The sequence below is a fragment of the Rhodococcus sp. BL-253-APC-6A1W genome (genome assembly GCF_012843405.1).
In the GTDB taxonomy this organism is placed as follows: Bacteria; Actinomycetota; Actinomycetes; order Mycobacteriales; family Mycobacteriaceae; genus Rhodococcus.
Genome location: NZ_JABAFB010000002.1, coordinates 332,642 through 345,836, shown reverse-complemented (window position 1 = coordinate 345,836; position 13,195 = coordinate 332,642). Strand labels below are relative to the sequence as shown.

Below are 13,195 nucleotides of genomic sequence, written 5' to 3'. Positions count from 1 at the left end.
CGGCCCTCAGTGTGTCGCCAGGCGCTCCGTAGTCCTCGCGGCGATCGCTGCGGCCACGTTGTCGATTCCGCCTAGGACACCCGCTCCGTAGCCGTCGTCGGCGAGGGCATCGGCGCAGTCCCGGGCGGCCGCGAGATGACCGGCGGCCGAGTCGAAGTCGCCGAGGCGCCGGTAGTCGTCGGCGAGGTTGAGGTGCAGCGACGGGTAGAAGCCGCGGATGCGGAGGGACTCGTGGTGTTCTCGGACGCGTCGGTCGTCCATATCGTCGGCGGCGGCCAGTGCCCTGATGTCCCATTCCAGTGAGGCTGCCGCGTCGTCGTACAGGTCGGCCAGATAGTGGGCGAGGGTGCAGCGATGGAGCGGGTCGCCTCCGGGGCCGATCCCGGCCCACAGTTCTTCGAGCGCAACACGAGCGTCGGAGGCGCGTCCCGCGCGAGCCAGAGTCACGGCGTCGGTGATCGCTGTCATGGTCGGATCCGCTGGTGGAGTGTTCACGGTCTGCTCCCTCTGCTGTGGGGTGGGAGCCGGATCGTCACATACCCGTCCGACATTGCCGGGCGGACCGCAGATTTCGCCTACGCGGAATCGGGAAAGGTCAGGTCACGAGAAAGCTGATGACGAGGGCGGCCACGAGCGCTGCGACCAGCAGCGCGACCATGGCTGCCATCGCCAGCGGTGCGTAGGCGACAACCTTGTCCTGCAGTGAGTCGGGTACCGGGCCGTTCGGAAGGAGGCGGTCCAGCAGCCCGGAAGGAGGCGAACTTCTCCTGCTCGGCGACGGTCCCTGCGTCTTGTGCCCGGGCGGTATCTCGCCGAGCGGCCGGTCGACGAACGACCCCCGACCGCGGAGAGGCTCCGCGAGAGGGGTCGCGCGCTGCGCCCAGGAGGGAACGGTCCCGTCCTCCGACACGATGGGTCGTCCGCGGAGTTGTGCGGCCGTGCCCCCGGGACCGAGCGTGACCGCGGCGAGCAGGTCGCGGGCCTGGGCCATCGTCGGCCGACGGGCAGGGTCCGGCTCGAGCATCGACAGGAGGATGTCGGTGAGGGGGCCCGTGTTCGTGGGCATGATGATCTCGGCGCGGGCAACCCGGTGCAGCAGAGCGATCGAGTCGGCCTCGAAACCGAACGGCGGCTGCCCCTCGATGGCGGTGTAGAGAGTCGCGCCGAGTGAGAAGACGTCGCTGGCCTCGGTCGGGTCGTTGCCGCGTGCGACCTCTGGGGCAAAATACGCGGGCGTTCCGATGATCACGCCTGCCGGGTCGTTGTCGCCCTTGACCCGCGCGATGCCGAAGTCGCTGATCTTCACGACGCCGGAGATCTCGCCCCGCTCGGCGATCAGGATGTTGCCGGGTTTGACGTCGCGGTGAACGATGCCGGCAGCATGTGCGGCGGTGAGAGCGTCGGCGACGTTCGCCCCGATCTGGGCCACGATGTACGGCGGCAGCGTGTCGACGGCGTTCATCACCTGCGCCAGGCTCCGAGAGGGCAGATGCTCCATGACGAGCCACGGCTCGCCGTAATGCAGAGCGACGTCGTACATGGAGATGGCGTGTTCGTGCGTGAGCTGGGCCGCGACCCGGCCTTCGCGTAGTGCCCGGCGGCGGATCTCCTCGGCTTCGGCGTGGTCGAGGTCGGCGGTGGAGATCACCTGCTTGACAGCTACGTTGCGGCCGAGTCTGGTGTCGCGGGCGAGCCAGACGGCTCCCATGCCGCCACCGCCGAGCTTGGAATCGAGTCGATACCGCCCGGCCACCAAGTGGTCCGGGCCGACGACTCGTCCTGCTCTGTCCTGATCGACCACCTTGCCAAGGGTAATCGATGGGGTCGGGGCCGCCGGAGGCGAGACTGCGAGGTGTGGCCGGTCGCCCACTTGACGGCGAGCGAGCACATCGGGTCTACTGAAATGGTTCGAATGAATGTTCGAATACGAATTCGCGCTGGGCCACGTCTTCCCCGTGGTCGGCCGGTCGTGTGCAACGCGGCGGGCGGATGACAGGGGTGCAAGGTGGGCGAGGTAGCCGAATTTCCGATCGGTGACGAAGAAGCAGGGCTGGAGCGGGCGCAGCAGATAGAGACGCTGCGACGACGGATCGCCGCTGTCCCCTCGCGCGGTGAGGTCTCCCGCCCGACACCGGTGGCGGAGCCTGCCGAGGTCCCGTCCCGTGGAGTGCTTCCGGTACCCGGGCCGCTCGCCGAGTTGCTGCCGCACGGTGGTCTCGTCCGCGGCACCGTCGTCTCGGTTTCCGGTGCGGCCTCCCTGTTGCTGGGGGTGCTGGCCTCCGTGACCTCCTCCGGGGGGCACGCCGCGGTCATAGGTCAGCGGCGGCTGGGATTGCTCGCTGCGGCGGAAATGGGAGCGCATCTGCAACGCCTCGCGATGGTTCCGGATCCCGGGCCCGATCCCGTCGAGGTTGCGGCGGTGCTTCTCGATGGGATGGATCTCGTCGTCCTCGGGCTGGGCGGTGTCTCCGTCCCGCCGACCCGGGCACGTGCTGTCGCGGCCAGGGCCCGGAGCAAAGGGGCTGTCCTGATCGTCACCGACGGGAGATGGGAGGGGGCGCAGGTCCGGCTCGAGGCGCAGGTCAGTGGTTATGACGGAGTGGACGGGCCCGGCCTCGGGAGGCTGTGCGGAACGCGACTGTCGGTACGGGCGCACGGGCGGGCTTTTCCTCCACGCACCACCCAGATCGATGTGTGCGCCGAGCGCAGCAGAGTGCTGTGGGAGTCCGGTGGACCCCGTCGCATCGGTGACGGTGCCGGGCGGGTGGCGCAATGAACGTGCCCGCGCAAGCTCCGGCTCGGGTGGTCGCGGTGTGGTGCCCGGACTGGCCGGCGGTGGCGGCCGCGGCGTCCGCAGAGCTGCCCGCGACCACCCCGATCGCGGTGATCGCTGCCAATCGGGTGATTGCATGTTCTGCTACCGCACGCGCCGCAGGAGTACGACGCGGCCTGCGCCGTCGGGAAGCACAAGCACGATGCCCGGAACTGTATGTGGCACAGTCGGACCCCGATCGTGATGCAATCAGGTTCGAGTCGGTGGTGTCCGCGATCGATGCGGTCACCCCGGGGGTGGAGGTGCTGCGCCCCGGTCTGGTGGTGCTGGCTGCCCGCGGTGTCGTCCGATGGTTCGGCTCGGAGGAGACGGCAGCGGAAAGCTTGGTCGACGCCGTTGCCGCAGTCGGAGTCGAGTGCCAGGTCGGCATCGCCGACGAGTTGTCCACCGCGGTGCTCGCGGCCCGGCGCGGCACCCTCGTTCCCGTCGGTGCCGGTGCCGGATTCCTGGCGCCCCTGCCCATTTCGGAACTGGCGGTGGAACCGGCACTGGCAGCTCCCGAGCGTACGGAAACGGTGGACCTGCTGCGTCGGCTGGGAATGCGCACGATCGGAACGTTCGCCGCACTGACCCCGGCCGAAGTGGCCTCCAGGTTCGGTTCCGATGCGGTCGCCGCGCACCGGAGTGCGCGAGGCTTGCCGGAACGCCCACCGTCGGGCCGGGCGATCCCTCCCGACCTGGTGGTGGAATATCCGTGCGATCCGCCGATCGATCGGGTGGACGCGGCCGCGTTCGCCGGTCGCACGCTGGCCGGGCTACTGCATGTCCGCCTTGCCGCGGCGGGGGTGGCATGCACGCGATTGCTTGTCGCCGCGCGCACCGGAAACGGCGAGGAGCACTCCCGGACCTGGCGCTGCGCCGAACCGTTGACTCCGGACGGGACCGCCGATCGGGTGCGCTGGCAACTCGACGGATGGCTCACCGGCCGCAGCGTTTCCCGCCCCACCGCGGGGATCGTGATGCTGCGTCTGGAACCGGTGGAAGTGGTGGCCTCGGGTGCGTTGCAATTGGGATTGTGGGGTGGGGTAGGAGACGAGGACGAACGGGCCAGACGAGCGCTGGTCCGCGTCCAAGGGCTTCTCGGCGGCGATGCGGTGCAGGTGGGAGTGCTCAGCGGCGGTCGCGGACCGGGCGAACGCGTCGTCCTCGTGCCCGTGGGGGACGAAGCGGTGCCGGCGTCCGACCCGAACGCTCCCTGGCCCGGTCGGCTCCCCCCGCCCGCGCCCGCCATGGTCCTGCACGAACCGCCCGTCGTGGCACTGGACGACGAGTCCGGTGCGCCGGTGACCGTCACGGAGCGGGGTGTGCTCGACGGGCGGCCGGTCCGGTTGCGATGGGGAAGTCGCAGCTGGACGGTGATCGGATGGGCGGGCCCGTGGCCGGTGGACGAGTACTGGTGGGATCCGGCGTCGGCTCGGCACGTCGCCAGGCTCCAGGTGCTGCTCGACGGCTCGCGTGCACTGCTCGTCATCTACGGCGCGGACGGCTGGCGGGTGGAGGGCGTCTACGACTGAGTAGGCTCGGCGGTCGTGGACAGTCTCGTGCGTACGGCCGAACCGAACGGTGTCGTGGTCTCGTATCGCGAGACCGCGCCGACCGGTCGCGCGCACCCGGTGCCGGTCGTGCTGGTGCACGGACTCGGCGGTGACGGTCGCACGTGGGCGCGTTTCTCCCGGATTCTGGCAAAGGCGGGGCGACGTGTCGTCGCCGTCGACCTGCGCGGCCACGGCCGTAGTGGTCGCGCCCAGTCGTATCGGTTCGACGATTTCGCCGCAGATGTCGCGGGTGTGTGTACCCACCTGGGATTCGACACGATCGATCTGGTCGGCCACTCACTCGGGGGGCACACCGGCTCGTTGATCGCACAGCGGCACCCGGAGCTCATCCGGCGGCTGGTACTCGAGGAAGCCCCGTTGCCCTCGAGAGCGGGTGATCCGGTTCCGCAGATTCCGGCCGGCCGTCCGACGCCCGCCGAACTGTGGCATGCCACCAGCAGCATGATCCTCAATCCGCGCGCCCTCTTCACTTTCGATCGGTCCATGACCGAGACCGTGGTGAGCCAATTCCATACCCCGAATCCTTTGTGGTGGGAACAACTTTCACACGTCCGGTCGTCGACCCTGTTGCTGCGTGGCGTCCGCCGCGGCAGTATGGTCGACCCGACGCTGCTCGCTGCGGCGCTGTCGTCGCTACCGGACGGAACGGTGCAGGAGATCGGGTGCGGCCACAGCATCCACCGCGATCGCGCCGGAGATTTCGCGGCCGCGGTCCTGCCGTTCCTCATGGACTGACCTTCGGTCCCTACACTGGTACTCCGTGCGTATCGCGACCTTCAACATCAACGGAATCCGTGCGGCGCAGCGACGCGGATTCGAAGAGTGGCTACGTGAGCGCCAGCCCGACGTGGTTGCACTGCAAGAGGTGCGTGCTCCTGCTGCGGCGGTTCCGCCCGGAGTATTCGGCAAGTACCACTTCAGTTACGAAGAGGGTGTGCTCCCGGGCCGCAACGGTGTGGGGATCCTGACGATGCATCCTCCCGCGGCGGTGCGCACATGGAGCGGTAGGGCTTTGGTGCGGGCACCCGGTGAAGATCACAGCGAGCCGATCGAACTCGAGCGAGTGCCGTTGGCGCGCGGACTGAAAGAATTCGCAGACGAAGGCCGCTATATCGAAGTCGATCTCGCAGATGCGCCGATCACTGTCGCGTCGCTGTATCTGCCGAAAGGTGGCGTCCCGGCGCACCTGCAGAAGCCTGGCCGCATGCGAGACGAACCCGACGGCGGGCTCCGGTACGCGCGCAAGATGCGTTTTCTGGACGCATTCGCACGACAACTGGGGAGGTCGCGTCGCGCGGCACGCGCGCAGGGCAGAGAACTGCTGCTGATGGGCGACCTCAACATCGCACACACCCGCTACGACGTCCGGAACTGGCGGCGCAGCAATCAGGCCGAGGGGTTCCTCCCCGAGGAACGTGAATGGCTCGATTCACTACTCTCGCCGCGCACCCTCGTCGACGTCGTCCGCCGGCACTACCCGGGTGTCGACGGACCGTACTCGTGGTGGTCGTGGATCCCTGGATCGTTCTCACGCGATGTCGGGTGGCGGATCGACTACCACCTTGCGACCCCGGGCCTCGCCCGAACCGCCGTCGCTGCGGGCACCGATCGGGAACCCGCGGAGGATCGACGGATGAGTGATCACGCACCGGTCGTCGTGGATTACGACATCTGATCTATCAATCCGTTTCACGGACCATCGACGCGCTGAGGCCAGCCGGGAGCGGAAAGCTGGACAGCGGGAGGAGCGTCGAGAATATCGCCGTAGCGGAAATCGTCGTTGGTGGACGGATGGCGAGGAGATATGGCGCTGCCTCGGCGAAGGTGAATTCACGGAACAGTTGGGATTCTCCGAACGCCCGTACAACGAGAAGTTCTGGGCCTCCAGGCGATGCCAGGAACGTCGTCCACAGGACCGGAACGTCCTCGGTTGCCACCCATTCGTAGGGTGGGGTGGGGTGGCTCGACCACAGACGCGCTGTCGAAGTGTTTTGTCGGCGTGGTGCCGTACCCTGCCGAAAGTACTTGGGGTCGCGGCGATTGTCGCTGTTGTCCGCCGCATCGTCTCGGTTCGAAGAAGCAAATGAAGAGCAGTGATCACCGATAGGCAAACGAAGAAAGTGAGCCGTCATGCTTTACACATGGGTCAGGTCCGCTGGAGGCCCCTTTCTGGTCGCCCCCGAATCAGAACTTGGTCACTGGGGCGGCGTAGATGACGACATGGAGGGACCCGTAGAGACATGGGGCGACTACGGCCGAGCCTGCTCGGTTGAGCGATCCATCGGCCTGGTCACAATCGGCTCCCAGCAGGCATTGGTCCTTGCAGACGAACCGGCTCGCACGACGTATCTCCCCGCCGAGCGGACGTTCCTGCGATGCTTAGCCGCAGACTCCGAAGACGAACTCGTCGCCGCAGCGCGGCAAGCGTTACAAGAACACATCACATGGGAGCCAGACGAAGACCTCGTCTGGGAAATACGTGAGCCTGTTTTGCTATTCGACTCGGCCTGGGCGGGAACTGAGATAGAACTCGACAACAGGCTCCACATCGCCCTCGATCCAGGGCTTTACCGAGTCCGGGCAACCTACATCGAAACCGGGGGCAACTGGATGATCCTCGTTCAACTCCAGCCGACCGGCGACAAGCACCGAACGGCGGCGAGTATCGCTGTCGTCTGACCCATCGTCTCAGTCCGAAGAGTGAAATGACTGGTGGGGCCCCGTTGTGGGCTTTGCTTGTCAGGGACCATCGACGCGCTGTGGCCATCCGGGAACGGAAGGCTGGGCAACGGGAGGAGCGTCGAGAATATCGCCGTAGCGGAAGTTTCCGTTGCTGGGTGGGTACCCGCGATGACAGTAATCGAGAAGCGCGCGATCCTCGGGTCGACTAGCGGAGAAGAAGTCATTGTCCTTGCTCGTACTGAGACGTAACTCCCAGCCCTCGAAGACATTCCAGGGCGGGTGCACAGTGCGGACCGCGAGGTTCACCTGAGGAGCCGGAACATTCCAACCGGTGCGGGTAATGGCCAGAACGCGGGGACGGCTGCTCGTGTAGTTGCTCGTTTTCCAAGTGTCGCCGATGGGCACCGCCGTACCGGACTCGTCGGCGCAGTAGATGACCCGGTAGGACGGGCGGCCAAGTTTATCCGGGAGTGCGCGCGCCTCGATGACGTGGTTGTTCACCGTCCCTGTGCGGGGATAGGTTCGCCAATTATCGGCAATGGGATACGGCACTGCCTCGGCGAAGCCTTCGTAGGTTGATTCGAATCGGCCGGTGATTTCGTAGAACAGTTCGGATTCTCCGAACGCTCGAGCGACGAGGAGTTCGGGAGCGTCGAGGTCGATGCCAGGAACTGCGGTCCAACGGACGGACACGTCGTCGACTGCGACCCACTCGTGGGGTGGTGGCGTTTCGGTCACGGGCGTGTTATCGACGTGTTCTGTCTGCTGTGTGCCGCACCCTGCCGAGAGAACCAGCATGGTCGCGGCGAGTATTGCTAGTGCTGGGCGCATCTTCTCAGTTCGTCGAAGTGAAGTGAACGGTAGGGGCGACGTCGTGATAACTCCGTCGGTATTCGTCGGTGTAGCCATACAAACGGTCAGATCCGAACTCGGTCTTCACGGCATTCCTTACGAGTTCGTGCACGCTCTGAGGGCTTCGGTTCGACAGCGGATCGGGTTCGGGTGAGAGCGTACTGTTTTCTGCCAGCACGCCCGCCGCTGTCAGATCGTCTGTCGCGCTAGGACTCTGGGGCGTCCATCCCGTGCCGACCAGCAACCGTGCGATCCGAACATCGTTTTCTGCGGTTATCTGCGACTCGTTCATGGTGAACGCGAAATTTTCCGCCGGTGATTCCGGAATCGTGAAGGTGTCGCGAACACTCGGGTTGAGCATGTCCATGGTCATGCCGACCGTGAAGTTGGCGGGAACGAACGACGCGACCGCGTTGCGCATCATCGTGTAGCCGGTGTCGTAAGCCTGGTTGCGGCGTTCGGCAACCGTGTTCGCGATGTTCTCCTGGTCCCGCGACTGTTCGACGGCCGCGCCGTAGATGCCGGTATCGACCAGAGCCTGGATGTGGGCCGCATTTCCGGCGGCCGCCGTGTCGGGGGATATCTCACCCCACTTGTCGGGCTCGACGAGGCTGCGGACGAACGCGCGATCGTAGGTCTCGTGGAACGCGAGGGCACCTCCCATGAACGTGGTGTTCGCGTCGGTTCCCGTCGACATGAGGGCGAACACACGCTGAGCATGGGCGAAACGCTTGTCGCCGGCGTCACTGGATTCTGCTGCGCGGTAACCCCACTCGCGGCTATCGGTGTCGACGCCTGCGAGATGCGGGATGTACCCGACGAGGCCCTGGCTCGTCGCATGCAGCAGCGCAGGATTCACCTCGCCGAGGCTCGAGGTGTCGGGCCCGCTCATGTCCATGAAACGTGAGTAGTTCTCTCCGTGCGAAAGGTATTGCACGAGGCCGAGAGCCGCTCGATCCGCGCGGTCGCGGCGTTCGGTGTCGAGAGAGCCGGCATCACCGGGTCCCTGCACGGCGAGGCTCTCCTCCGTCATCCACGATGTCAACCGGCCGAGCGACGCGCCGTCGTCCTCCCACTCGTGCACGAACAACGGGGTGAGGACGGCGTCGCGTCGTGTCTCGGGACTGCCGTCGCCGTCGAGGTCGCCGGTGAGGATCCGCGCGTTGGTTTCGTTGTTCCGGGTGCCGACGTCGAGCATGGCTTCGCCGAGCCCGTTCGGGAACGCGTACGACGCGGAGGCGATTGCGGAACGGCCGGTGGAGTCGGAGAGGCCCACCTGTGTCGCTGCGGATTCGACGAGTTCGATTCCGAGTCGAGTGCCGGGGATACCGTCGGAGTCGGCTACGCGTCCCCAGAACTCGTTTTGGACGCCGAGGCGCTGGGCGTAGTGGCTGCCCGGATCCCGCAGCATCTCGGCGTGCGCGCGGGCGGCCGCGCCCGGATCGGTTTCCAGCCGGGATCGCTCGAACGGCGAGAGGGAGCGCAGGTAGTCGTCGAGAGTCGCCGGTGCGGAGTCGGCCGGATTCAACTGCACGAGGGCGCGCACGTCCGGCGGAAGTCTGTCCCAGCCGCCGCTGTGTCCGCCGTCGTCGACGATGCTCTCGTTCGACAGGGTGAGGATCCCGGCGCTCAGCGCCCGCCCCGCTGCAACAGCCTGCGGGCTGCCGTCCTCATCGAGCGCGTTCTGTAAGCGAAGGAATTGTCCGACTCCGCCCCGGTGATACAACTCTTCGAGGTATCGGATGGCCCCGGCGGGCAGGTGTGTGACCTGTCTGCCCGCCGCGAGATCGGCGAGGGAGTTGGTGTCGAGGCCGGCAGCGGTCAGGTTGGCCAGCAATCGCCCGACCTCGTCGCGGTCGAGTTTTCCGTCGTCGAGTATGGAACGGTCGCGGACCGCCTCGTCAGGGGAGAGCGGCGCAGGTTTCGGAGTGCTCGCTGCGAGATCCGCAACGATCTCCCGGAGGATGTGTGCGTAGTGATCGTCCAGTTCTCCGAGAGTGGCCAGTGCGCGTCGGATCGACTCGGCGTGCTCGGCGGCAGCGTCCTGGGTTGCAGCGGCCGAGTCGTCCGCGTGGCGGCGGGGTTTCACGCCGCTGTCGTCGACAGTGAAACCTGCCCGTTCGGCGTTCGCGATTGCATTGCGCACCGCCAGAACCGACCAGGTGAGCGCGGTATCGGCGCGGCGGAGTTGGTCCCCGACATGTCGCAGATGCTCGACGACCGCCACGACGGAGCGACGTTCCCTGTCCAGGTGTTTCTCCGCCGCGTCTGCTGCACGTCCATGCCAGGACTGCCACAGCGTGAGTGCGGTGTCCGTCAGAGCGCCGCGCTCGCTATCGAGGTGTGCGGCAACCGTGTCGACGGCTTGTGCTCTGTCGTGGAGGACGGCGGGCTTCCAGTTGCGAACATCGGTGATCGTGGGGATCACTCGGGAACTGCCCGCGCCAATCCGGCGGCGAAGTACTCGTCGGTGTTCTCGTAGTCCGCGGCGACCAGGTCGATGGTGTCGGACGTCGACCAGGCACGGTCGGCGAGGAGTGAGACCGAGCGTCGCGACGCGGACTCGACTGCTGCAAGTGCCTCGACGATCGCAGCACCGCCGGAAAATCCCTCGACGGACCCCGCCGAGATCGCGCGGGTGTCGATACGGGCGATACGCCCTGCAATTCCACGGAAAGCCGTTGACAAAGAGAATAATTCGTCGATATCGGCCCTGATCGTATCCGCCATCGTCCCCCCAGACGTTCGGTAGCGCGGACACCATAACGCACAAATCCGACACCCGGGAAGTGGGCGCTACCATCATGGGCATGGCACTGACCGAATCGGATCGTCGGCTCATCGGATCGTCGCTGTTGTTCCTGGCGTCCCAGGCAAACATGGGCCGCGTCCTCGGCCCCACCGCGCTTACCGTCGGCACGATTCAGGCCACCTTTTCGGCGGACAAGTATCGGAAGATCCTCGACAACCTGGGTCCGGACGAGATCAGCCGGTACCGGCAGCACTACTACTGGGACATGGTGCATCCGTTGACGTTCGCCATCGCGCTCCGGGACGGTGCCCGGGCCCTCGACCACCACCGCCCGCTGACACCCCGCACGCGCAGGCTTCTCGCTGCCGCGCCTGTGATCGCTGCGGCCGGGGATTACGCAGAGAACATCACCGGGCTGTACCTGCTCGACCATCGCAGTCGCATCGACGACACGACCGTTCGTGCCGCGACGACGATCAGCCTCACCAAATGGGTGCTGGCCCTCGGTTGCTTGGGCTACCTGACGCAAGGTTTCCTACGGGTGTGGGGGAGAGCCGGACTGCGGCGGATACGAGGAAAACGGCGCTGACCGGGGAAACTCGCGAGGGCGCCGATTCCGTGAATGATCCGAGCGGCGACAATGAACCGGTGACGATCGCTGCGACAACCTGCTCCGCGCTGTCCGCTCTCGACGAGCCGTTGCCCGGCACCGCCGCAACGGCGCCCGGGTACGTGTGCCTGGAGTTCCCCTCGGGCTGGGGGCGGGACGTTCTCGACGGCACGGCACTCGGCCCGGAACTCGCTGCCGAACTCTCGGCCCGCGCAGATGCGGCGGGGGTCCGGTTCATGTTCATCCGCCGCCCGGGGCGCGACGTGGTGCGTGCGACCCGGACGGTTCTGCTCGCACGCACCGAACCGGGCGCTACGTGGTGCGAGCGCCTCGAGATCACACACCCGGCAGAACTGCTCGACATCGTGCCGCAGGTGGTGGCCGGGCCCGCCCTCGGTCTCGGCACCCCGGTCGGCGAACCGGTCGTGCTCGTCTGCGCCCACGGCAAGCGGGACCAATGCTGCGCGGTGCTGGGCCGTCCGGTCGCTGCGGCGCTCGCCGCCGAATTCGGTGACGCGGTGTGGGAGTGCTCTCACACCGGAGGACATCGCTTCGCCCCGTCGATGATTCTCCTGCCGACCGGTTACACCTATGGGCGCCTCGATGCCGCACAGAGCGCAGACGCAGTGCGCGCCGCGACAGCCGGCCGGGTATATCTCCCGGGTCTTCGTGGACGCAGCACGTGGGATGCGTCGGGCCAGGTTGCAGAGATCGTGGTGCGCGCGCTCACCGGCGCCGACGAACTCGACGACTTCACCGTCGATGAGGCCGCTGTCCCGGTCGTGCGTCACCGCGACGGCCGGGCATGGCGAGTCGAGATGGACAAACGCGACCTACCGCCGCGGCCGGCGAGCTGCGGTGCCGCACCCAAACCGGTGTATCCGGTGGTGGCAACCCGGGTGACGCCGATCGTTGGAGGGTTCGACCGGAGCTGATCCCGGCCACGCGGGCGAGAACGTGCAGTCCGCGCCGGCATCTATCGAACTCACGCGAATGCGTAGCCAATCGGTTACGCTTTTCGGTGTGGAGGGAGCGCGAGCGATAGCGGACCCGGTACGCCGGGAGATTCTCGAGTTGCTTCGCGCTGCACCGCTGTCGGCCGGGGGGATCGCGCAGCGCTTTGCGATCAGCCGGCCCGCCGTCAGCAAACACCTCCGGGTCCTGATCGAGTGTGGCGTGGTCGAGGTGACCGTCGACGGTCGCCGGCGCATCTACACACTCCGTACGGAGCCGCTGGTGGAAGTTGCCGACTATCTCGACAGGCTCATCGGGCCTGCTCTGCCGCAACGGTTCGATGCCTTGGCCACCGAGGTTGCGAGAACCCGGCGTGAACGAAAAGCGGCATCGAACATGCCGAAGTTCGAGAACGGAAGGAAGAGAGCATGACAACTCCGAAACCGACCGGAAAGCTCGTGAACGGTTCCGAAGGGCTCGACCTCGTAGTGACGCGCACACTGCCCGGCTCTGTCTACGACGCCTGGGCAAGCATCACCGAACCCGAGCGCACCGCGCGGTGGGTCGGACGATGGGAAGGTACCGGCGCCGTCGGCGAAACGATCAGGGTGCAGATGGGTTTCGAGGAAGGTGCGCCCTGGGAGGACGTCGAGATCACCGAATGCGATGCCCCACATCGACTCGGCCTCCGGACGATCTCCGAGCAGGGCGCGTGGGACGTCTCGTTCGAACTGTCCGAAGACGGGGAGCGATCCGAGATCCGCTTCGTGCACCACCGCGTCGCGGCGGCAGAAGTCGGTGATGTCGGTCCTGGCTGGGAGTACTACCTGGACCAACTTGTGGCGTCGGTCTCCGGGGCACCGTTGCGGTCCTTCGACGACTACTTCCCCGCTCAGCGCGAGTACTTCGAGGAACAGACGCGATAACGCACGGAGGAGTGTCGGCGGGAGGCGCGG

14 protein-coding genes are annotated in these 13,195 nt (G+C 66.6%); 9 read left to right on the top strand and 5 right to left on the bottom strand.

Translation table 11 applies throughout. The features are described from left to right. Positions 1 to 6 precede the first annotated feature (6 nt). Both HF877_RS04185 and HF877_RS04180 read right to left on the bottom strand, forming a co-directional pair. The gene (locus HF877_RS04185; RefSeq protein ID WP_346765057.1) at positions 7 to 495 is read right to left on the bottom strand and encodes a hypothetical protein; all 489 of its coding nucleotides are present in this window, start codon (positions 493 to 495) and stop codon (positions 7 to 9) included. A gap of 100 nt (positions 496 to 595) precedes the next feature. After that, the gene (locus HF877_RS04180) at positions 596 to 1,801 is read right to left on the bottom strand and encodes a serine/threonine-protein kinase (RefSeq protein ID WP_169619915.1); all 1,206 of its coding nucleotides are present in this window, start codon (positions 1,799 to 1,801) and stop codon (positions 596 to 598) included. Positions 1,802 to 2,005: 204 nt separating this feature from the next. Here HF877_RS04180 and HF877_RS04175 point away from each other — a divergent pair, with 204 nt between their 5' ends. The 5 genes from HF877_RS04175 to HF877_RS04155 all read left to right on the top strand — a co-directional run bounded on the left by HF877_RS04175 (position 2,006) and on the right by HF877_RS04155 (position 7,068). Then, positions 2,006 to 2,776, top strand: coding sequence for a hypothetical protein (locus tag HF877_RS04175; protein WP_169619914.1), 771 nt, complete (start codon positions 2,006 to 2,008; stop codon positions 2,774 to 2,776). Then, entirely contained in the window at positions 2,773 to 4,347 is a 1,575-nt protein-coding gene (locus tag HF877_RS04170; protein WP_169619913.1) for a DNA polymerase Y family protein, read from the top strand. The genes HF877_RS04175 and HF877_RS04170 overlap by 4 nt, the downstream gene beginning before the upstream one ends. Before the next feature lie 15 nt (positions 4,348 to 4,362). Further along, the gene (locus HF877_RS04165; RefSeq protein ID WP_169619912.1) at positions 4,363 to 5,124 is read left to right on the top strand and encodes an alpha/beta fold hydrolase; all 762 of its coding nucleotides are present in this window, start codon (positions 4,363 to 4,365) and stop codon (positions 5,122 to 5,124) included. 25 nt (positions 5,125 to 5,149) lie between these two features. Further along, on the top strand, positions 5,150 to 6,064 hold the full coding sequence (locus HF877_RS04160) for an exodeoxyribonuclease III (RefSeq protein ID WP_169619911.1): 915 nt from the start codon (positions 5,150 to 5,152) through the stop codon (positions 6,062 to 6,064). A 455-nt stretch (positions 6,065 to 6,519) separates the two neighbouring features. Then, complete coding sequence (locus HF877_RS04155; RefSeq protein WP_169619910.1) at positions 6,520 to 7,068, top strand: Imm21 family immunity protein; 549 nt, start codon at positions 6,520 to 6,522, stop codon at positions 7,066 to 7,068. 60 nt (positions 7,069 to 7,128) lie between these two features. Here the strand turns inward: HF877_RS04155 and HF877_RS04150 are convergent, their stop codons facing one another. The 3 genes from HF877_RS04150 to HF877_RS04140 all read right to left on the bottom strand — a co-directional run bounded on the left by HF877_RS04150 (position 7,129) and on the right by HF877_RS04140 (position 10,611). Beyond that, on the bottom strand, positions 7,129 to 7,809 hold the full coding sequence (locus tag HF877_RS04150; RefSeq protein ID WP_169619909.1) for a hypothetical protein: 681 nt from the start codon (positions 7,807 to 7,809) through the stop codon (positions 7,129 to 7,131). Positions 7,810 to 7,906: 97 nt separating this feature from the next. Further along, positions 7,907 to 10,351, bottom strand: coding sequence for a hypothetical protein (locus HF877_RS04145; RefSeq protein ID WP_169619908.1), 2,445 nt, complete (start codon positions 10,349 to 10,351; stop codon positions 7,907 to 7,909). After that, a complete protein-coding gene (locus tag HF877_RS04140) occupies positions 10,348 to 10,611 on the bottom strand; it encodes a hypothetical protein (protein ID WP_169619907.1) in 264 nt (87 codons plus the stop codon). The genes HF877_RS04145 and HF877_RS04140 overlap by 4 nt, the downstream gene beginning before the upstream one ends. A 122-nt stretch (positions 10,612 to 10,733) precedes the next feature. On the opposite strand from HF877_RS04140, the gene HF877_RS04135 reads away from it, so the two are divergent. The 4 genes from HF877_RS04135 (at position 10,734) to HF877_RS04120 (ending at position 13,165) form a co-directional block, all read left to right on the top strand. Further along, positions 10,734 to 11,264 (top strand): hypothetical protein, encoded by a 531-nt coding sequence (locus tag HF877_RS04135; RefSeq protein WP_169619906.1) that lies wholly within the window; start codon positions 10,734 to 10,736, stop codon positions 11,262 to 11,264. A 59-nt stretch (positions 11,265 to 11,323) separates the two neighbouring features. Continuing rightward, a complete protein-coding gene (locus tag HF877_RS04130; protein WP_346765056.1) occupies positions 11,324 to 12,220 on the top strand; it encodes a sucrase ferredoxin in 897 nt (298 codons plus the stop codon). An 88-nt stretch (positions 12,221 to 12,308) separates the two neighbouring features. Then, positions 12,309 to 12,671: a metalloregulator ArsR/SmtB family transcription factor gene (locus tag HF877_RS04125; RefSeq protein ID WP_296551385.1), complete on the top strand. Its 363-nt coding sequence runs from the start codon at positions 12,309 to 12,311 to the stop codon at positions 12,669 to 12,671. Then, entirely contained in the window at positions 12,668 to 13,165 is a 498-nt protein-coding gene (locus HF877_RS04120; protein WP_169619903.1) for an SRPBCC family protein, read from the top strand. Before HF877_RS04125 ends, HF877_RS04120 begins: the two co-directional genes overlap by 4 nt. Positions 13,166 to 13,195 lie beyond the last annotated feature (30 nt).